Raw genomic sequence first — 19,485 nt, forward strand, 5'->3', positions numbered from 1 at the left:
ACCGGCCGATGGACGTGAACGCGTGGCTTGGCGAGCCGGGAGCCCAGCTGACGTCGGCGCCATGGCAACCCGCTGACGGGAACCGTCGGCGACCATTCCGCTGTCCGATTGCGCCGCCTGGCCCGACAGACCATCGCCGGAGTTCGCGGACCCTGCCCCACCATCGGTCGCGCTCCGCGCCACCAGCTCGCCGGACCGGAACGGTTCGGCCGTAGCGGACGGAGGCGTCGTCCGCGCCGGGCTGCGACCGTCCACCGGACGGCCAACAATCACGCGAGGTTCCGCGCCGACCAGTCGCTGACTGGCGGAACAGCCCGTCGAATCGGGCACCGTGGTAATCGGCGTATTGGGGCATCGATCGATGCCGTCAGGGACCCCGTCGCCATCACTGTCGATGGAGCAGCCCTCGGGATCAATGCTGGCCCCGGGAGGCGACACCGGGCATCGATCGTCGACATCGGGGATACCGTCCTCGTCCGCGTCCGGCAAGTCGGAACAGCCAAACGCGTCGACCGACTGTCCTGGACGGGTGTAAGGGCACTCATCCATCTCGAACGGCACGCCATCGCCGTCACCATCCACGATGAATCCTGCCCCCCACGCCGGCATGGTCAGCAAGCATGCCGCCAATCCGGCACGCCAGTGTCGAAAGATTCGGTCCCCGAGCATGCGGAAAATCTACCTGTTTCGACGAAAGCGGTCCATCAAAAAACCCCTGAGGGCCCAAAAGCCATCAGGGGTTTCATAAGACGGAGCGGCCGGGAGGCCGCTCCGTTACTCACTACTTGCCGCGAGCGCGGATTTCCGCACGGCGGTTCAACAAGCGGCCCTGAGGCGTCTTGTTGCTGGCCACCGGCTGCGTCTCGCCGAAGCCAAGGGTCACGATGCTGTCCGGGTTCACACCCTTGCGGACCAGGTAGTCACGCACGGCGTTCGCACGGCGGGTCGACAGACCGGAGTTGTACTCCTTGGTGCCGATGCTGTCCGTGTGACCGGTGATCTGCACGGTGACTTCCTTGTACTTCTCTTGCAGCGACTTGATTTCCGCGGCGGTGTTGTCCAGCAGCACCGATGCGTATTCGCTGACGGCGGAGCTGTCGAAGGCGAAGTTGACGTCTTCGAAGCGACGCTCGACCGGCTCGGTCTGACCACTGGATTCCAGCGGCACACCGAATTCGTCGACGGCCACGCCAGCAGGCGTCCGCGGCGAACGATCCAGGTCATCCGGCACGCCGTCACCATCCGAATCCAGCGGACAGCCCACGGCATCGACCGGAACGCCTGCGGGCGTGCCCGGGCAACGGTCGTAACGATCGCCAACGCCGTCGCCGTCGGAATCGGTCACACCACCCGGTGCGGGCAACGCCGGCGCGGTTTCGGTCTTGCGACCAACCGGGAAGACCAGACCCAGGCTGACGACCATTTCACCGAAGTCGTTGCCGTTGTAGAGATCATCCTCGGCGAACGTGTGCCGATAGCGCGAATCCAGGCGCAGACCGACGTCCGGCCCTTCAGGCTTCTTCAGGAAGAAACCCAGACCGATGTCAGCGAAAGCCTCGTTCGACGTGAATCCCGCGCCCTCGGGCTCGGTGCGAGCCAGACCGAAACCGATCGACCCGTAAGACTGGATCATGGGGGTCGGCGGCAGGAACAGCATGTTGTTGATGCGGTAGCCGTAGATCTTCCAGTCCTGCGGACCACTCATGTCCTCGTAGAACAGGCCGATTTCAGTGCCCCACTTCTCGGTCACGGCGAGGCCCAGGGCCACTTCCGCACCGTAGGCATCGTCGGTATTCCGATCGTCGTCGGCGGCGATGAGACGGGCCTGCGGCGAAATGTAGGGCCGGAGGTCGCGCGCCTCGGCAGCCGTGGTCGCGGTGCAGCCGATCAGCGCAACGACGGCGATCCCCGCACGAATCTTGTCGATCATTCTAGTTACTCCCTTAACGACGTCGGGTTTTCGATGACGCATGGTACCGCTGAGGATTATAGACCATCCGTAATCGTTGAATGCAATGCAATTTTGACGATTCCCTCACATCTTTCATGCCGTTTCATGACAATCCGCCGCGAATCGCCGCCGATTTGCGGTCTGGCGAGTCACGCCCCGATTGCTACACTCCACCGCCGTTTCCACTGGATTCAGCGAATGGAAGTGCTGGCCGATTACCTCCTGTTTCTCGCCAAGGCCGTGACCATCGTCTTTGCATTCGGTGCGATCGTGGCTTTGGTTGCAAATGCCGTTCGGCACCAGCGACAGGGGCACAACGACCGCCTGGATGTTCAGTCCCTCAACGAGCGCTACGAGGCACTCAGCGACGCCGTGATCGACACGATCGCGGACGAACCGGCGCGCAAGCAGCGCCAGAAGGCGCGCAAGGCGGAGGAAAAGCGCCGCAAGAAAGCCTCCAAGCTGGGCAAGTCGGAAACCAGACCCAAGTTGTTCGTGATCGACTTCGACGGCGACATCAAGGCCTCCGGAACCGACGCGCTGCGTCACGAGGTCACGGCCGTCCTGCAAACCGCGGAACCCGGCGACGAGGTCCTGCTGCGCCTGGAATCGAGCGGCGGCATGGTACACGGTTATGGACTGGCCGCCTCGCAACTGGCCCGCCTGCGTGATCACGGCATCCGTCTGACAATCGCCATCGACAAGGTCGCCGCCAGCGGCGGCTACATGATGGCCTGCGTGGCCGACCGCATCTGCTGCGCGCCATTCGCTATCGTCGGCTCCATCGGCGTCATCGCTCAGTTGCCGAACTTCAACCGCCTGCTGCGGGAGCACAATGTCGATTTCGAGCTGCACACGGCCGGCGAATACAAGCGCACGCTGACCATGTTCGGCGAGAACACCGAGGAAGGTCGCGCCAAGTTCCGGGAGGAGCTCGAGGAAGTACACGGCCTGTTCAAGCGCTTCATCGAACAGTTCCGCCCGCAGCTCGACCTGAATACCGTCGCGACCGGTGAGCACTGGTTCGGCACACGGGCCAAGGAACTAAATCTGGTGGATGACGTCATCACCAGCGACGACCTGTTGCTCAAGGCCAGCCGTGAAAAAGCCCTCTACAGGCTCGAGTTTCACCCGCGGCGGAGCCTCCAGGACCGGCTGACCAGCGCGGTGGATGGCGCATGGAGAGGTGCCCTGCGCAGTCTCCGCCACGACACCGGCACGACCTGGGACTAGCCACCATCGTTCCCGAATCAGGAGCCACGCATGAAGTTGACCAGCGAAACCTTTGCCGATCAGACAGCGATTCCCGGACGTTGCGCATTCGCGGTCAAGCACCCCGAGACGCATGTCCAGTTCTCGGACAATCGGAATCCACAGCTCACGTGGTCCGATGCGCCGGCAGGCACGCAGTCCTTTGCGCTGCTCTGCATCGACCCGGACGCGCCGACCAAGCCTGACGATGTCAATCAGGACGGCAAGGTCGTGCCCGCGGACCTGCCACGCGCCGACTTTGCGCACTGGGCGATGATCGACATCCCGAGCGACATCACCGAAATCGCCGAGGGTGCATGCAGCCAGGGCGTCAGCCCCCGCGGCAAATCCGACCTGATAGGCCCGGAGGGATCCCGCCAGGGCAAGAACGACTACAGCAGCTGGTTCGAAGGCGATCCCGACATGAGCGGCACGTACCGCGGCTACGACGGCCCCTGCCCGCCCTGGAACGACGCGATCGCCCATCGTTACGTGTTCAGGATCCTGGCGCTGGACTGCGCGACGCTGGACCTGCCGGACCCCTTCACCGTCTCGGATGTGGAGGCCGCGGCCGCGGATCACGTGCTGGCCAGCGCGGAACTGACCGGCGTTTACAGCCTGAACCCGGATGTCGCCGCGGAGTAGGCGTTCGGACTTGAACAAGCCCGCAGTAGCGGCCGCATTGATCGCGGTCGCGACCACCACCCTTGCCCTCCCCGCGCCGTCGGCCGCCGGCATTCCGCTACCGGTGCTGGCCGACGGCACCCCCTCCCTGGCGCCCATGCTGGAGACGGTGCTGCCTGGCGTGGTCAACGTGGTCGCAACGGGTCGGGTGCGTGAGCAGGCGCATCCGTTGCTGGACGATCCGTTCTTCCGTCATTTCTTCAACGCGCCCCGACAACCGCGTTATCGCGAGACCCAGTCAATCGGCTCGGGGGTGATCATCGACGCCGAGCGTGGCTATGTCGTCACCAACTATCACGTGGTCGAGTCGGGATCGGAGTATCTGGTCCGCCTCGGAGACGATCGGGAGTACCCAGCAGAGTTGATCGGCGCGGACCCCGAAACCGATCTCGCGGTCGTGCAGATCCCGGCGGAAGCGCTGACGGCCATCCCCTTCCCACACGATGACAGCCTGCGTGTCGGCGATTTCGTCGTGGCCATCGGCAACCCGTTCGGTCTGCGGCAGACAGTCACCTCCGGCATCATCAGTGCGCTCGGCCGCCACGGGCTGGGGCGCGGCTACGAGGACTACATCCAGACCGACGCATCGATCAATCCCGGCAACTCCGGCGGCGCCCTGGTCAACCTGCACGGCGAGCTGGTTGGCATCAACACGATGATCTATTCCAACAGCGGCGGCAGCATCGGCATCGGCTTCGCAATCCCCGCGAACATGGTCCGGCGCATCACGAATGCGATCATCCAGGACGGTCGGGTGATCCGACCATCGCTGGGCGTCGTCGGCCAGGACTTGCAGGCGGAACTCGCCCAGGCGTTCGACCTGCAACCCAACGACGGCGTGCTGGTCGCGCGGATCATCGAGGGATCACCCGCGGACAAGGCCGGACTGGAACCCGGCGACGTCATCCGGCAGCTGGGCGAGGTGCGCCTGCGTGATACCGACGGCCTGCGGCGCGCGCTGGGCCTGGCGCGCGCCGGTGAACGCCTACCGCTGACCTACCTGCGCAACGGGCAGGAACGCACCGTGACGGTGCGTCTGGTCAAGCCCGATGTCACGCAGCTCGACGGGCGGGCCATCCATCCGCTGCTAACCGGCGTGCGCCTCGGCAACATGACCGAGCATCACCCTCTCGCGGGCCGTGCGCAGGGCGTGATCGTCGAACAGGTTGCGCCCGGGTCACGGGCCGCGATGGCGGGATTGCGCAGCGGTGACATCATCACCCAGATCGGCCGCACGCCCATTGGCTCCACCAGCGACGCGAAGGCCGCGGCGACCGATGCGCGCGGGGAACTGGTGTTGCGCATTCAGCGCGATCAGCGATCTGCGTTCGTCGTGTTGCGATGACCCGCCCCGCGCTCGCTATACTCGTCGTTCAACGAGGGCTGTGCAGATGAACGATTCGGAACTGAGCGGACTGGAAACGCGACTGCAGGCGCTGCTCGCGGACTACCGGCGCCTGACGGAGCACAACCGGGTGCAGGATCGCGAGTTGTCCGAACTGCGCGCCTCCAACGCAGAACTCAAGCGTCGGCTCCGTTCCATTCTCGAACGAATCCGGGCGCTGGAACTCGAGACGGCCTAGGCCGCCGCCCAGGCCCTCAACGCGAAAAAGGTTCCCCAGCATGGTGGATGAAGCAAGGTCGATCACTGTCACGATCCTGGGTCGGGAGTACCAGATCGCCTGCCCGCCGGAGGAACAGGAGCGCCTCATGGAATGCGCCGACTACCTCAACGAGCGGATGACCGCGATCCGCAAACGGGGCCGATCCATGGGGATCGAGCGCATCGCCATCATGGCGGCGCTGAACATCGCCAGGGACTTTCTGGACAACCGGGACGCCGGCGCCGGCGGTGAAACCGACGACTCGACCCGGCGCCGCCTGCGGCAGATGGAACTGTCCATCGATCAGGCGCTGTCGGAACGCGGCTGACGGCCAGGCGCCATATCCCACCGGTTCGTCAAGCCCTGTTCGGGCTGGTATCGCGGCCGGAAATTCGATGTAATGTGCAGGGTATCTCCTGCGGTGTTCGTCAGGGTGCCGGGTTACCTCCTGAGCCAATGCACCACACCGGGGAGGGTTGGTCGCTCGTGGTGAGCACGTCCACTTCGGGTGGAAAGCCTAAGCGGGCGATCCGAATCCCCACCTGAGATCATGTCTCAGGGTCAAAGGCACGCAACGGCACAGGCGGGAGATGCCTTTCCCAGATTCTCATCCGGAGCAGCGCAGCGCGACTCGTCGGCGACTGCTCCGTGCGCGGCGCGGCGTCGACGACGCCACACGACAGGCGTTTCGCGCGGCGACGGTCGAATTCGCATGCACCGACGCCCGGATTCGTCGCGCGCGATCCGTTGCCGTCTACAGCGCGATGCCGACCGAAGCGCCGACCGATGCGCTGATCCGGACACTGTGGCAACAGGGCAAGCGGGTCTACCTGCCAACGGTACGCGGTCGCCGGATGCGCTTCGTGCGTCACACGCCAGGCGCGCCCCTGTTCCGGCGCGGACTGGGCATGCGCGAACCGCGTGGCCGCTGGCTGCCGTCGTCCCGACAGCTTGATGTCGTCTTCCTGCCGCTGGCGGGTTTCGATCTGCACGGCAACCGTCTCGGGCTCGGCGGCGGCTACTACGATCGCGCGCTCGCGGCTTGTCGGACACGCAGGTCCTGGCGGCGCCCCCGGCTGATCGGGCTGGCTTTCACCGTCCAGGGTGTCGATCAACTTCCCGTCGCAGCCCATGACGTGCCGTTGCACGCGGTCGTCACCGAACTGGGTTCCATCGAGTTCCCGGTGAGCGGTTAGACTCGCGCGGCGCACACCCCCCACGGACAGAGACATGCAGTACTGGTTGATGAAATCCGAGCCCGAGGAATTCTCCTTCGAGGATCTGAAAACCCGCCCCGATCGCAAGGAACCCTGGGACGGCGTGCGCAACTACCAGGCGCGCAACATGATGCGGGACGAGATGAAGGTCGGAGACGGCGTGCTGTTCTATCACTCCAACTGCGATGTCCCGGGCGTGGTCGGCCTGGCGAAGATCGCCAGCGAGCCGCGACCGGATCACACGGCCTTCGATCCCGAGGACAAGCACTTCGACCCCAAGAGCGACCCGGACAACCCGCGCTGGTTTCTGGTCGACGTGCAGTACGATCGGCCGCTGAAACGCGTCCTGCCGCTGGCCGAACTGAAGGACCACGCCGATGCGCTGGACGGTCTGGCGCTGATCCGGCGCGGCAACCGGCTGTCGGTCATGCCGGTATCAGCGGAACACTGGGATTACATCCTCGGCCTCGAATCGACGGAATCGCCCACCGGCTAGCGAAGAAACAGGCGATAGGCGGGATTGTCGGACTCGTCCCAGTAGCGATAGCCGATCCCGCGCAGCCGGTCGAGAAAATCGGGCATGTCGTCATCCGGAACCTGAATCCCGGCCAGCACGCGACCGAACGCGGCACCGTGGTTGCGGTAGTGAAACAACGAGATGTTCCAGCGCCCGCCGAGTTGCTGGAGAAACCGCATCAGCGCCCCCGGACGCTCGGGAAACTCGAAACGGAACAGCCGCTCATCGCGTAGCGCGTCGGCGCGACCTCCAACCAGATGGCGCAGATGTTCCTTGGCGACGTCGTTGTCACTGAGGTCGTTGACCTGATACCCGGCCGCGCGGAATTCGTCGCACAGCGCGTCGCGCTCGCGGTCCCCATCGCGAATCGCCACACCGATGAAGATATGCGCGTTGGCCGAGTCCGCGTAGCGGTAGTTGAACTCCGTCACCGCCCGTCGTCCCAGGTGCTCGCAGAACGTCAGAAAGCTGCCCGGCACCTCGGGCAACGTCACCGCCAGCAGCGCCTCGCGGTGCGCACCCAGGGCGGTGCGCTCGGACACGTAGCGCAGCCGGTCAAAGTTGATGTTGGCGCCACTGATCACCGCGACCAGCGAACGATCGCGCAGGTCGCGCGACTGCACGTCCCGCTCCAGTCCGGCAAGGGCCAGCGCTCCAGCGGGCTCGGGCACGGACCGGGTTTCCTCGAAGACCGCGCGAATCGCCGCGCAGATCTCGTCCACGCTCACCTGCACCGTCCGGTCCACGCATTGTCTGGCGACCGCGAATGGATACGCGCCGATCTGGCGCACGGCCACACCGTCGGCGAACAGCCCGACCTGATCCAGCACCACCCGTTCACCGGCCTCCAGCGCCCGATGCAGGCAGGCGGAGTCCAGCGGCTCGACGGCCACGACCTCGATCTCCGGCCGACGCTGCTTGATGTAGGCCGCCATGCCGCCAATCAACCCACCCCCGCCGACGGGAACGTAGACGGTGTCGATCGTCCCGGCATGCTGATCGAGGATTTCCCTGGCAACCGTCCCCTGCCCCGCCATCACATCGGGATCGTCATAGGGGTGGATGAACGTCTGCCCGCGCTGCGCGACCAGTTCGTTCGCATGGGCCAGCGCATCGTCGTAGGCGTCACCGGTCAGCACGACCTCGGCGCCGTAAGCACGCACCGCGTCGACCTTGATCGACGGCGTGGTCTCGGGCATGACGATGGCCGTGCGGATATCCAGCGCCTGCCCGGCCAGCGCGACGCCCTGCGCATGATTGCCCGCCGACGCGGCGACCACGCCGGCCGCCCGCTGCTGCGGCGTCAGCTTGGCAATCCGGTTGTACGCGCCGCGCAGCTTGAAGGAATGAACCTGCTGCGCATCCTCGCGCTTGAGCCAGATGTTGTTGCCGAGCCGCTCGGTCAGCTTGGCCGCGGCCTCCAGCGGCGACACCCGGGCAACATCGTAGACCGTCGCCGCATCCACGGCCTGAGCCAGCAGTTTCAGGTCGACAGCGGGCCATGCCGCGGTGTCAGCAGCGTCGTTCATGCGAGGAAAGGCCGAATCGGCCTGCGAAGGAGTGACGTCGTTTATCATACGGCGTCATCATGATCGCAACGAATCCACCCACTCCCCGCATCGGCTTCATCGGCGCCGGGAATCTGTCCACCAGCCTGATCGGCGGACTCATCCAGGCCGGCTGGGCGCCCGATTCACTGTGCGCCGCCGACCCGTCGGAGGCGCGCCGGCAACTGATTGCCGACCGCTTCGGCCTGCTGGTTTCACCGGAAAACGCCGACATCGTGCACCAGGCCGATGTCGTGGTGCTGGCGGTCAAGCCGCAGATCATGCGCGCCGTGGCCACGGCGCTGTCGCGGGCGCTGCACCCGGATCAGACCGTCGTCTCGGTCGCCGCGGGCATCCGCGGAGACGCGCTGGGCCGCTGGCTGAGCTCCTCGCTGGGCACGCCGGGCATCATCCGCGCCATGCCCAACACACCGGCGCTGCTGGGTGTGGGCGCGACGGGGCTGGTGGCGACCAACGCCGTCAGCCAGACCGGGCGCGACACCGCGGAATCCGTCTTCCGGGCGGTGGGCCAGGTTGAGTGGCTGGACGACGAGGCCGATCTCGATGCCGTGATCGCCGTCGCCGGGAGCGCGCCGGCCTACTTCTTCGCGTTCATCGAGGCCCTGACCCGCGGCGGTGAGGCCCTGGGATTGAGCGGCGAGGTGTCCCAGCGGCTGGCGATCCAGACCGCGCTGGGGGCGGCGCGCATGGCGTCCGAGACCGATGTGCCGGTCGCCACGCTGCGCGAGCGGGTCACCTCACCCGGCGGCACGACCGCCGAAGCACTGAAGGCCCTCGAAGCGGGCGATCTCGACGGACTCGTGCGGCGGGCAATGGACGCCGCCGTCGCGCGGGCACAAACCATGGCGGATGAATTCGGAGCAGTGGACTGATGGGACAGGGCGCGAGTGCCGGACTCTTTCTGGTCAACACCTTGTTCACGCTCTACATGAGCGTGGTATTTCTGCGCATCGTGCTGCGATGGGTGTCGGCGGATTTCTACAACCCGCTGTCACAGTTCATCTGGCAGATCACCAACCCGCCCGTCTCGCCACTGGCGCGGGTGGTTCCGCGCTGGCGCAAGCTGGACACGGCCGCGGTCGTCTTCCTGTTGCTGCTCGCGGTCGCGCATATCGTCGTCGTACTGCTGCTCACCCGGCATCTGGGTCAGGTCGGCCTGCCGGCCATCCTCTGGTTCGCGGTGCTCAAGCTGGTCGTGCTGGTACTGAACGTTTACACCTTCACGATCTTCGTACAGGCGATCATGAGCTGGCTGGGACCGCAGCAGGCAAACCCCGCCAACGCACTGCTGTGGAGCGTCAACGAGCCGGTGCTACGCCCGATTCGTCGCATCATCCCGCCGATCGGTGGACTGGACCTCAGCCCGATGTTCGTGATCCTCGCGCTGCTGTTCCTCAGCCGCCTGATCCCGTTGCCTTCGCTGTTTCACTGATGCCAACAGACACCGGCGTCGGCCTGGTCCAGGCCCGGCAGCTGCATTTCGACACACCGCTGGAACTGGAGTGTGACGCCACACTGCCGGCCTACGACCTGAGCTTCGAGACCTACGGCTCGCTCAACGCCGAAGCCAGCAATGCCATCCTGATCTGCCATGCACTGTCCGGCGACCACCATGCCGCCGGCCGCCACCGCCCGGAGGACCGCAAACCGGGCTGGTGGGACAACTGCATCGGCCCGGGGCGGCCGATCGACACCGATCGCTATTTTGTCGTCTGCTCGAACAATCTGGGTGGTTGCAGCGGCTCCACCGGGCCGGCATCGACCAACCCGGCCACCGGGCGTCCCTGGGGGCCTGATTTTCCGATGGTCACGGTTGGCGACTGGGTGCGCAGCCAGGCCCGCCTGGCTGACGCGCTAGGCATCGAGCGCTGGCATGCCGTGATCGGCGGCAGCCTGGGCGGGATGCAGGCGCTGGACTGGACCATCCGGTTCCCCCGCCGCGTGCAGCGCGCCGCGGTAATCGCCGCGGCCCCGAAGCTCTCGGCGCAGAACATCGCGTTCAATGAAATCGCGCGCCACGCGATCCGTTCGGACCCGAAGTTTCACGACGGTCGCTATCTGGAGCAGGGTGATGTCCCCGGTGTCGGACTCCGCCTGGCGCGGATGCTGGGGCACATCACCTACCTCTCCGATGACGGCATGCGCGCGCGCTTCGGCCGGGATCGCCGCGCAGATCAGGCACGGTTCAATTTCGACGTGGAATTCGAAATCGAGTCCTACCTGCGCTACCAGGGCGAATCCTTCGTCAACCGCTTTGATGCCAACACCTATCTGCTGATGACCAAGGCGCTGGACTATTTCGATCCCGCGCAGGACACCGGCGATGATCTCGCGGCGGCGCTGGCCCCGGCCAGCGCGCGTTTTCTGGTCGTGGCGTTCTCCAGCGACTGGCGCTTCTCACCCAAGCGGTCGCGAGAGATCGTGCGGGCCTTGCTCGCGCGCAAGAAGCGCGTCAGCTTCCTCGAAATCGAGTCGGACTACGGACACGATGCCTTCCTGATGCCGATTCCGCTCTACCATCGCGCACTGGCCGGATTCCTGGAGACACCGGCATGACCTTGCGCGCCGATCTCGAATTGATGAGCCGCTGGATCGAACCCAACGCGGCGCTGCTGGATCTCGGCTGCGGCGATGGCGTGCTGCTCGACACGCTGACGCGGGATCGTGGCGTGGTCGGCTTCGGTGTCGAAATCGATCCGGAGCTGGTCGCCGACTGCATCGAACGAGGACTCAACGTGATCCACCAGGATCTCGACGACGGTCTGGCCGACTTCGGCGATGCCGCCTTCGACTACGTGGTGATGACCCAGGCCTTGCAAGCGGTTCCCCATCCGCACCGTCTTCTGCGGGACATGGTGCGGGTCGGTCGCGAGGCAATCATCACCTTTCCGAATTTCGGCCACTGGCGAACCCGCTGGGCGCTGGCCATCGGCGGACGCATGCCGATCACGGAAACCTTGCCGCACCCGTGGTATTCCACACCGAACGTCCGGCTGTGCACCGTGCGGGATTTCGAGGAGCTTTGCGCGATCGAACACGTCAGTATTCTGGAGCGCGTCATGGTCGACCAGCGACATCGCTCGAACGCGATGATGCAGCGCCTGCCCAATCTGCTGGGCGAAATCGCGGTGTACCGGGTGGCGGCGCAATGATGCGACATGTCCTGCGAATCCTGCTGATCTGGGCGGCGACGACGCTGCCCGCGGGTGCGGAACAATCCGTCAGCAGCGGCGACATCGTCGTGCACTATTCCGCGATGACGACGGCAGACCTGACGCCGGATGTCGCCAGCGCCCTGAATGTCTCACGCAGCCGCAAACGCGCGCTGGTCGTGATTCACGCGCAGCACGTGGACGGCGCCCAACGCCAGTCCAGAGCGGCCACGGTCCGGGGCACGAGCAAGAATCTGGTGGGCCAGTCCCGTGAACTCGAATTCCGCAGCGTTCGCGACGGAGATGCCGAGTACGCCATCGCCACGCGACCGGTGGCCAATCTCGAAACGCTGGTGTTCGAACTCGTTGTCGATGTCGAGGGACACCCGAGCAGCCTGCCGATCCGCTTCCGTCAGCAGTTCTATCACTGAAACCGGGCGACAGCCGCCGGTGCTCAGCCGTCCGGCGCCACGTCGAGCTTGCGCTGAATCCAGTCCCGGTGCGGGATGTGCAGCAGATCGGAGAACCGCCGCATGAGGTGTTCCTCGTGCTTGTCCAGCTTGCCGTCGGCATAGGCGACCCGCCACAGGCAGGTCAGTACGTCCAGCTTTTCGGCGTAGGACATCGCATCGTTGATCATCCTGACGAAGCGATGCAGCGACACCGCGTCATCGGCATGCTGCGAGGCGGCGTGGATCAATTCACCGATCTGCGACGATGACAACCCGAAGGCCGTCGCGAGTTCGGCTTCCACCGCCTCGCGTTCGATCGCATCCTCCGAAAAATCCGCCCGCGCGACCTCGACCATGAGCACGGCGGCCGCGAGCCGGGTGTCGTCAAGATCGCCGTCGTGATCCTCGGCTGGCGTCGAGAACAGTCTCGACGCCAGCTGCTTGAGCGCGGATGGCATCAGAAGCCGAAGGCAAGCCGCAGGTTGAACGCGCTGTTGTCACCGATCTTTTCCGCCTCGGCCGTGATCTTCATGATCGCCAGCGAAAAGCGGACACCGCCGAACACGCGATCCAGGTCGTAGTCCTCGTCTTCATAGCCGGCGACATCGGTGGTCACCTCGGAATCGACGCGACCGTAACCGACATAGGGCGTGGCGAAGACGAATCCCTTGGAAATCGACACATCGTAGGACAGGGCTTCCGCCTCGATATCGTCCTCCCCGGTCGCCGACTGGTAGGCGACACGCAGCGACACGGCCGGAATCGCCACATTGCCCGACACGAAGGAGTAACGAGCCTCGCCACCGAAGAGCGTCACGTCAGTTCCCGGCACCAGGCCGAGCTGCGCGCCAACCTCGACGTTGATCAGCGGAATGCCCTTGCTGGCGACCAGGCTGACGAAGCCAAGCCCGCTCGGATCCTCGCCAACCAGTGACTGCCAGCTGTCACTGTTCTCGACACTGGTGTAGCTGAACAGGGCGCCCACATCGAAGCCCAGCAGCCCGCCCGTCTCCGCCGGACTGGCCGAGCGGTAGGCCACCGCCGCCGACAAATCTTCCCCGACGCCGCGGAAATCGTCCTGATCCCCACCGACTGGCAGATCCAGGTCCACGGCCATGGCGGATACCGGCAGCACGGCCAGACAGGCTGCCGCGATCAATCGCTTCGACATTGCGCTCCACTCGTGTTTGGAAAAGGCGCCGGGAGCATAACAAACCCGTTTGACGCCGCCATGTCACGCGCAACTCGGCGGCAGCGGCTCAGTGCAACTCCGCCCAGCGCGTCTCGATGACCTCGGACACATGCGTCCGCAACGCAGTGAGGTGCCCATGGAAGAAATGCCCGACGTTGGGCAGCCAGACCTGCCGAGGCGGATGATCCAGCGCCGCCAACGTCTCGCGGTTGTCGCCAGGAGCGATCACGTCATCGGCCTCGCCGTGAATGTAGAACCACGGACAGGACAAGGCCGGAATGCCGCCCAGCGTGGTGTATCGCAGTGCCGGCGCAACAGTGATCAGCTGCACCGGCTCGCTTTGCGCGGCGGCATGCAGGCTGACCCAGCCACCAAAGGAGAACCCGGCGACCAGCAACGGCTGACCTTCGAAGCGCTCCCGCGCGTGAGCGATGGCCGCCAGCGCATCGTCCAGTTCACCGGACCCGCCATCATGCAACCCCTCGCTCTGACCCACACCGCGAAAATTGAACCGGACGGACGCCAGACCACATTGCTCCGCCGCCCTTGCGAGCGTATAGGTCACCTTGTTATCCAGCGTACCGCCGTACAGCGGATGTGGATGACAGATCACCGCCACGCCGCGCGGCTCGCCCTCGGCACCACCAACCGCGAACTCCAGCGCACCGGCCGGCCCATCGATCGTGTAGCGCTCCCACTGGCTCACGACGTCACGACATCGGCGGCCGGGTCGGGGCTGGGCCGGGAAGCGTCCTTCTGCTGCTTGCGCGTCTCCTTGCGGTTGCGCGCCTCCGACTCTGCTGCGCCGGTCTTCTTCGGCGCGTAATAAACCACCGTCTCGCCCGGACGCGGCTTGATCGGTGCCTGCGGCGCGTGGAACGTCAGGCGCTTGCCTTCGCGCAGCACGCCGATGCAGAGCGAGCCTTCCGGCAGATCGGCGAGAAAGTCCTCGTAGCTGTAGGCTTCGGTGATCTTGGTCTTGTAGAACTTCCAGTCCTGGAAGTGGCGCCGCCAGAGTTCCTCGTACTGGGCATTCTCTGCGAACGCGGGCACGCCGGTGAACGGGCGCGCCACGGCCTTGCTTTTCTGGCGATTGCCTTCGTCCGGTGCGTACATGGGCAACTGGAACACGCGGTCGTGTTCGATGCGCCCGGCGAAGTTTCGGCATACCAGCGCGTTGTAGGCGTCATTGCTGGTCGCGGCCAGGACGACGTTGACGCCGTTGAGATGCAGGGACAGCTGCAGCTCGTCCGACAGGATCTCCCCGTAGATCACGTTGACCCCGGCCAGACGCGCCTCGCGCAGCCGATGCCAGGAGGAATCCACCAGCAATACCGACAGGTTCAGATCCTTGGACAGGGACTGGGCCAGTTCGGTCGTCCAGGGCGACGCGCCCACGATCAGCACGCCGTCATCCGGCGTCGCCAGATTCAGACGCTTGGCCAGCCAGCTGATCGTGAACCCGTGGAGCGTCACCGTGGACAGCACCATCGCGAACACCAGCGGCAACAGCAGTTCGGCATCCTCGTAACCGGCATCCAGCATCTCCGGCCCGAACAGACCGGCCACGGCGGCGGCGACGATCCCGCGGGGCGCGATCCAGCTCAGCAGCAGCCGCTCGTTCCATTGCATGTCGGCGCCGATGGTTGCCAGCAGAATCGACAACGGACGCACGATGACGAGCATCGACGCCACCAGCGCGATCGCATGCCAGTCCAGGTGCGAAATGGTCACCGGATCGAGGTCCGCGGTCAGCAGCACGAACACCGAAGACACCAGCAGAATGGTGATGTACTCCTTGAACCGCCGCATTTCCTCGAAATTCGGCAGTTCGAGATTGCCCAGCACCATGCCCATCAGCGTGACCGCAAGCAGACCCGCCTCGTGCTGAACCGCGTTGCTGGCCGCGAACACGACCAGTACGCCGGCCAGCATGGTCGGCGCCTTCAGATACTCCGGAACGTAGGCGTTGCGGAACGCCCACCCCACCAGCAGCGCCGCGCCACCGCCGATGATGATCGCCGCGACCGACCCGATCCCCAGAGAGATCAGGACGGAATCCAGCGGATCCCCGCCCCCCGAGTAGACGAAGAACTGGAAGATCAGCACCGCTGCCAGCGCCCCGATGGGATCGTTGATGATCCCCTCCCACTTCAGGTAGCTGGCCGTGCGCCGGTTCAGACGCGCCTGCCGCAGCAGCGGGATGATCACGGTGGGGCCGGTCACGACCATGATGGCACCGAACACCAGCGCCACCGGCCAGTCCAGATCGCCGATGCCCTTCGCCGCCAGACTGCCCAGACCGAACGCGAACACCGCGCCGATCGAGACCAGCCGCTTCACGCCCGAGGCGGCTTCCTTGAATTCGTGCAGGCGTAGCGTCAGCCCGCCCTCGAACAGGATCACCGCCACGCACAGACTGACGACGGGCCGGTAGACATCGCCGAAATCCACGCTCGGACGGACGAATCCGAACAGGGGTCCGACGATCACGCCGGCGACCAGGAACAGCACGATCGCCGGCAGCCGCAGCCGCCATGCGATCCACTGTGCGGCCACGCCGAGCGAGACCACGAGCACCAGAACGTTGAGCAGATGGTAGGTCATGGGAAAAAAGAAATCGCCTGAAATCGGCGGCAGGCCGTTATATCACAGCGCCTCATGGTGTCGGGCACCCCGAACGCCGGCGAGGCGCCTGCCCCGTGTCGGCGGTGCAACCCGACCCGCCGCCCCCATGGGCGGGTCAGCCCAGGCCTTCCCAGCCGGATTTGCGACGGCGCAGATGGGGCGCGATCAGACCCAGGGCCAGACCGATGAACGCGATCGCGGCGCCGGTGATCCAGTTGTCGCGTTGAGACTGCTCGTTGCGCAGCTCCATGCCGAGCCGGTCGCGTTCCTGTTCCAGGGCGCGCACTTCCTCGACGAGCTGCTCATTGCGCCGCTGGATTTCCATCGGCCGGGCCGCCGCGGACGACACCCGACGCAATTCCGTCTCCAGGCTGGCGACCTTTTCCTCCAGCTGACCGATCTGGGTCCGCATCCCGGTGTTTTCGGTCTGCACCGTTTCCAGCTTTGACACGGCCTCGACGGCGCGCTGCTCGGCGGTCGCCTGCGCGCGGCGCGCGGCCTCCACCTGCTCCCGCGCCACGGGACTGCTCTGCAGGTACCGGGTCAGCACCCAGCCCTCGGTGCCCGACGCGGTGCGAACCTGGCTGTATCCGGACTCCGCGTCCTGCTGCAACACCTCGACCCGCGACCCGCTGTCCAGCATGGCGCGAATACCGAACTGCGTGCCCTGGCCCCGACGCAGCGTGATCTCCAGCTCGTCGGTGACATACGCGGTCGCCGCCAGGGCGGACATTGGCGATGCAAGCAGCAGACAGACGAATAGCGGAAAGGCTCGATAGGTCACGGAATCCTCCATGAAGCGTGACGGACCAGGAGCGGCAGGGCGCGGGAGTCTAGCAAAGCCGGTGCCGACTCCGAGGATGCTATTGATGATGCTGATCGACCAGCAATTCGTCGAATAAGTTCACATCGTCGAAATGCCGCATGCCGACAAAGGCGGTGGCGTGCCGGCCCCAGACGCGCATCGCTCCGGGCGATTGGACGCCACTGGGCCATAGATACCACCGTTCCGGCCGCCTGGAACGGGCGACAAGACCGTCCTGGTCAAACAGCGCGCGGTGCGCGCCGGCTGGCGTCGGCATCGCCAGCAAGTCGGTGTAGCGCTCCAGTCGGTAAACGCCGTCGACGGGGGATGGATGCGCTTCGCGCACGTCCACGATCAGGTGATCGTGAGCACGAACCACGACCTCCACAGGACCCTGTGTCGACAGGCGCCTCGGCACGATGGCGGGTTCCGCCGGGCCAGTGGCGGGAACGCGCGCATCGGTCGGGAACAGCACGTGATAACAGCCGCAAGGATGAATGCTGTCGCGCATCCGCACGCGGCCTTGGGCGTCCAGCGTCACCCGCCAGACAATGCCGTCCAGCGCGCCAGCGTAAGGATCCAGCGCGGATTCGGCGGGCCGCCCGGCGAACCAGAGGGTGAAGACCAGCTGCCAGACCGGTTCGTCGCGATCCAGCCAGGGGAGCAACTGCACATGAACCACCGGGTCGCTGACGTCGAACGCCAGCCGGCCAGCCGTCCAGACCGGTCGACCCGGATGATCCGACGGGGAGGCCGACTCGACCCGAAACCGCGGCGCGTGGACGCGAAGCCACCGCTTCAGCGCAGCCACGCCCGGTCTCGCCAGGCCCGGCAATTCCGGCACCTGTTCCAGCAACGTGCTCACCCACTCGTCACCCGGCTCGATCGGCGCGAATAAAGGCCAGTCCCGCTGGGAGACCTCATCGCCAAAGGTTTCGAGATAGCTTCGCTGCCACGCGTGCACGCCGGCTTGCAGCCCCAGACGCGACAGTGGATAGACTCCCAGCCCTCGCTGCCAGGCCACATAGTCGGAATCGACCCGCGCGCGATCGCGCCACGCCGCCCAGTCGCCATCACTGATCGGCCCGTCTGGCAGCTGCTCGGCGCAACGCGCCATGTCATCTCGCAGGGCAGCCACCGCCGCATCGTCACCGGCATTCAGCAACTCCGCCGTCCAGGCCTGTTCGCCCAGGGTCGCCGCCGCCCGCAGCCACTGATGCCGAGCCGACGCATCATGAACCGGCCACCGGTCCCAGCCCCGCATCACACGCAACCACGGCGCACCATCGAGGGGCATGCCGTAGGCCGACCGAGCCTGCCGATCGGCGATGAGCCGTTCATGGGCACTCGCGACGCGCTCACAGGAATGATTCGTCGGACTGGCCGACGTTTCTTCAGCCTGGCGAGGCAGAACGCAGCCCGCCAACAGCAGCACGAGCATCAGCGCCGGCCACGGGTTGTCGCACATAAACCGTGCGTCTATAGTCGGCCAGCGGTGCACACAGGGAGTGTTGCGCCTGGAATTCACTCTACACGGAACGCGGAGACGACAATGCGGCGCCACACTCTAGCAGCAATCTTGTTGGGCATTGCGGCATCGGGGCCAGCGGCTGCGAGCAGCTATGGGGACCCGACGCCCGAAGGTCTGATGTTCCTCGAAATGGGCTTTGGTGACGCCTCGGCGCAGCCGCTGGTGCAGAAGCTTCGATACGGATTTCAGTTCGATGTCGCGCATGGCTTCGAGCAAATCGAACGTCCCAAAATGCTGCGCATGGAGTTCAACGGCAATCAGCTGTCTCCGATGGGACTCAACCGCTTTGAAGTCGGCGGCGTGAACGTATTGACGACGCACTACCGCTTGAACGCGGCCGGCGTGTTCGAAGGCTACTCGGCCATCGACTTCGGTCTGCTCGCGGTCGGCGTGGCCGGTCTCGCGGCCATCGGCACCGAAGTGTTCGACAGCGACGAAACCGAGGAAACACCGCTGACCGATGACGGCGGGGAAGGCGGGGAAGGCACGGGAGGAGACGAAGAAGAGGAGTGCACGCTCACGCTGCTGGGAATCTGCATCCCCTGAACCAGCTTTCTCCGACCTGATCGCATTCACGTTTCGGCCCGGCTCGTCCGGGCCGAATCACGTACCGCCCCCTTGAATCATCAGCGACTCCCGTGATCGACATCGGCGCCAATCTGGCTGACGCCAGCTTCGACCCGGATCGACCGGACGTGTTGCAACGCGCCTGGGATGCCGGGGTGGACCACATCGTCCTGACGGGCTCCTCCGCGTTCAGCAACCGGCGCGCGCAAGAACTGACCAGCCTCGCGCCGGCACGACTTTCGGCCACCGCGGGTCTGCACCCCCACCATGCCGAGGAATGGACCGCCCACCTCGCCGACAGCATCCGGGCGATGGCGGCGGAGGGGCGGATCGTCGCGGTTGGCGAATGTGGCCTGGACTATTTCC

The 19,485-nt window shown here is 65.5% G+C and carries 23 protein-coding genes and 1 other RNA gene; 15 read left to right on the plus strand and 9 right to left on the minus strand.

The genetic code is table 11. The features are described from left to right. Together ABNS06_RS01065 and ABNS06_RS01070 are read right to left on the minus strand one after the other, a co-directional pair. On the minus strand, window positions 1-582 hold a 582-nt coding region (locus ABNS06_RS01065; RefSeq protein ID WP_348672085.1), incomplete at its 3' end, for a thrombospondin type 3 repeat-containing protein. A gap of 199 nt (window positions 583-781) precedes the next feature. Continuing rightward, window positions 782-1,930 (minus strand): OmpA family protein, encoded by a 1,149-nt coding sequence (locus ABNS06_RS01070; protein WP_348672087.1) that lies wholly within the window; start codon window positions 1,928-1,930, stop codon window positions 782-784. A gap of 219 nt (window positions 1,931-2,149) precedes the next feature. Here ABNS06_RS01070 and sohB point away from each other — a divergent pair, with 219 nt between their 5' ends. The 8 genes from sohB to ABNS06_RS01110 all read left to right on the plus strand — a co-directional run bounded on the left by sohB (window position 2,150) and on the right by ABNS06_RS01110 (window position 7,203). Continuing rightward, window positions 2,150-3,184 carry a protease SohB gene (sohB, locus tag ABNS06_RS01075; RefSeq protein WP_348672089.1) on the plus strand — a complete coding sequence of 345 codons (1,035 nt, stop codon included), beginning with the start codon at window positions 2,150-2,152 and terminating at the stop codon, window positions 3,182-3,184. Between the two features lie 30 nt (window positions 3,185-3,214). Continuing rightward, window positions 3,215-3,847 carry a YbhB/YbcL family Raf kinase inhibitor-like protein gene (locus ABNS06_RS01080; RefSeq protein WP_348672091.1) on the plus strand — a complete coding sequence of 211 codons (633 nt, stop codon included), beginning with the start codon at window positions 3,215-3,217 and terminating at the stop codon, window positions 3,845-3,847. 10 nt (window positions 3,848-3,857) lie between these two features. Further along, window positions 3,858-5,231: a Do family serine endopeptidase gene (locus ABNS06_RS01085; RefSeq protein ID WP_348672092.1), complete on the plus strand. Its 1,374-nt coding sequence runs from the start codon at window positions 3,858-3,860 to the stop codon at window positions 5,229-5,231. A 46-nt stretch (window positions 5,232-5,277) separates the two neighbouring features. Further along, complete coding sequence (locus tag ABNS06_RS01090; protein WP_348672093.1) at window positions 5,278-5,469, plus strand: hypothetical protein; 192 nt, start codon at window positions 5,278-5,280, stop codon at window positions 5,467-5,469. A 40-nt stretch (window positions 5,470-5,509) separates the two neighbouring features. Beyond that, entirely contained in the window at window positions 5,510-5,818 is a 309-nt protein-coding gene (locus ABNS06_RS01095; RefSeq protein WP_348672094.1) for a cell division protein ZapA, read from the plus strand. A gap of 82 nt (window positions 5,819-5,900) precedes the next feature. Next, window positions 5,901-6,084, plus strand: a non-coding RNA gene (ssrS, locus tag ABNS06_RS01100) — 6S RNA. Continuing rightward, on the plus strand, window positions 6,081-6,686 hold the full coding sequence (locus ABNS06_RS01105) for a 5-formyltetrahydrofolate cyclo-ligase (protein ID WP_348672096.1): 606 nt from the start codon (window positions 6,081-6,083) through the stop codon (window positions 6,684-6,686). The genes ssrS and ABNS06_RS01105 overlap by 4 nt, the downstream gene beginning before the upstream one ends. Window positions 6,687-6,720: 34 nt before the next feature. After that, on the plus strand, window positions 6,721-7,203 hold the full coding sequence (locus tag ABNS06_RS01110) for an EVE domain-containing protein (protein WP_348672098.1): 483 nt from the start codon (window positions 6,721-6,723) through the stop codon (window positions 7,201-7,203). On the opposite strand, the gene ilvA is transcribed toward ABNS06_RS01110, so the two are convergent. Continuing rightward, window positions 7,200-8,753, minus strand: coding sequence for a threonine ammonia-lyase, biosynthetic (gene ilvA / locus ABNS06_RS01115; RefSeq protein WP_348672099.1), 1,554 nt, complete (start codon window positions 8,751-8,753; stop codon window positions 7,200-7,202). The genes ABNS06_RS01110 and ilvA overlap by 4 nt on opposite strands. 59 nt (window positions 8,754-8,812) lie before the next feature. On the opposite strand from ilvA, the gene proC reads away from it, so the two are divergent. Genes proC through ABNS06_RS01140 form a run of 5 tightly spaced genes read left to right on the plus strand, consistent with a single transcriptional unit; the run spans window position 8,813 to window position 12,375 of the window. Then, window positions 8,813-9,664: a pyrroline-5-carboxylate reductase gene (gene proC, locus ABNS06_RS01120; RefSeq protein WP_348672101.1), complete on the plus strand. Its 852-nt coding sequence runs from the start codon at window positions 8,813-8,815 to the stop codon at window positions 9,662-9,664. Then, complete coding sequence (locus ABNS06_RS01125; protein ID WP_348672102.1) at window positions 9,664-10,224, plus strand: YggT family protein; 561 nt, start codon at window positions 9,664-9,666, stop codon at window positions 10,222-10,224. The genes proC and ABNS06_RS01125 overlap by 1 nt, the downstream gene beginning before the upstream one ends. After that, a complete protein-coding gene (locus ABNS06_RS01130; protein ID WP_348672104.1) occupies window positions 10,224-11,348 on the plus strand; it encodes a homoserine O-acetyltransferase in 1,125 nt (374 codons plus the stop codon). Before ABNS06_RS01125 ends, ABNS06_RS01130 begins: the two co-directional genes overlap by 1 nt. 2 nt (window positions 11,349-11,350) lie before the next feature. Continuing rightward, window positions 11,351-11,944 carry a methionine biosynthesis protein MetW gene (metW, locus tag ABNS06_RS01135; RefSeq protein ID WP_348672119.1) on the plus strand — a complete coding sequence of 198 codons (594 nt, stop codon included), beginning with the start codon at window positions 11,351-11,353 and terminating at the stop codon, window positions 11,942-11,944. Beyond that, window positions 11,941-12,375: a DUF4426 domain-containing protein gene (locus ABNS06_RS01140; RefSeq protein WP_348672105.1), complete on the plus strand. Its 435-nt coding sequence runs from the start codon at window positions 11,941-11,943 to the stop codon at window positions 12,373-12,375. The genes metW and ABNS06_RS01140 overlap by 4 nt, the downstream gene beginning before the upstream one ends. 23 nt (window positions 12,376-12,398) lie before the next feature. Here the strand turns inward: ABNS06_RS01140 and ABNS06_RS01145 are convergent, their stop codons facing one another. The 6 genes from ABNS06_RS01145 to ABNS06_RS01170 form a co-directional block, all read right to left on the minus strand. Next, a complete protein-coding gene (locus tag ABNS06_RS01145) occupies window positions 12,399-12,854 on the minus strand; it encodes a TerB family tellurite resistance protein (protein ID WP_348672107.1) in 456 nt (151 codons plus the stop codon). Then, window positions 12,854-13,567 (minus strand): hypothetical protein, encoded by a 714-nt coding sequence (locus ABNS06_RS01150; protein ID WP_348672109.1) that lies wholly within the window; start codon window positions 13,565-13,567, stop codon window positions 12,854-12,856. Before ABNS06_RS01150 ends, ABNS06_RS01145 begins: the two co-directional genes overlap by 1 nt. 88 nt (window positions 13,568-13,655) lie before the next feature. Further along, complete coding sequence (locus tag ABNS06_RS01155) at window positions 13,656-14,294, minus strand: alpha/beta fold hydrolase (RefSeq protein WP_348672110.1); 639 nt, start codon at window positions 14,292-14,294, stop codon at window positions 13,656-13,658. Then, window positions 14,291-16,195 (minus strand): sodium:proton antiporter, encoded by a 1,905-nt coding sequence (locus ABNS06_RS01160; RefSeq protein ID WP_348672112.1) that lies wholly within the window; start codon window positions 16,193-16,195, stop codon window positions 14,291-14,293. The genes ABNS06_RS01155 and ABNS06_RS01160 overlap by 4 nt, the downstream gene beginning before the upstream one ends. A 136-nt stretch (window positions 16,196-16,331) precedes the next feature. After that, window positions 16,332-17,000, minus strand: a complete 669-nt coding sequence (locus tag ABNS06_RS01165) for a TIGR04211 family SH3 domain-containing protein (RefSeq protein ID WP_348672113.1) — start codon at window positions 16,998-17,000, stop codon at window positions 16,332-16,334. Window positions 17,001-17,079: 79 nt separating this feature from the next. Continuing rightward, on the minus strand, window positions 17,080-18,318 hold the full coding sequence (locus tag ABNS06_RS01170; protein ID WP_348672115.1) for a hypothetical protein: 1,239 nt from the start codon (window positions 18,316-18,318) through the stop codon (window positions 17,080-17,082). Window positions 18,319-18,669: 351 nt separating this feature from the next. On the opposite strand from ABNS06_RS01170, the gene ABNS06_RS01175 reads away from it, so the two are divergent. Further along, complete coding sequence (locus ABNS06_RS01175) at window positions 18,670-19,098, plus strand: hypothetical protein (protein WP_348672117.1); 429 nt, start codon at window positions 18,670-18,672, stop codon at window positions 19,096-19,098. Between the two features lie 92 nt (window positions 19,099-19,190). Then, the coding region (locus tag ABNS06_RS01180) for a TatD family hydrolase (RefSeq protein ID WP_348672118.1) at window positions 19,191-19,485 on the plus strand (295 nt) is incomplete at its 3' end.

Source organism: uncultured Abyssibacter sp. (genome assembly GCF_964000955.1).
In the GTDB taxonomy this organism is placed as follows: Bacteria; Pseudomonadota; Gammaproteobacteria; order Nevskiales; family OUC007; genus Abyssibacter.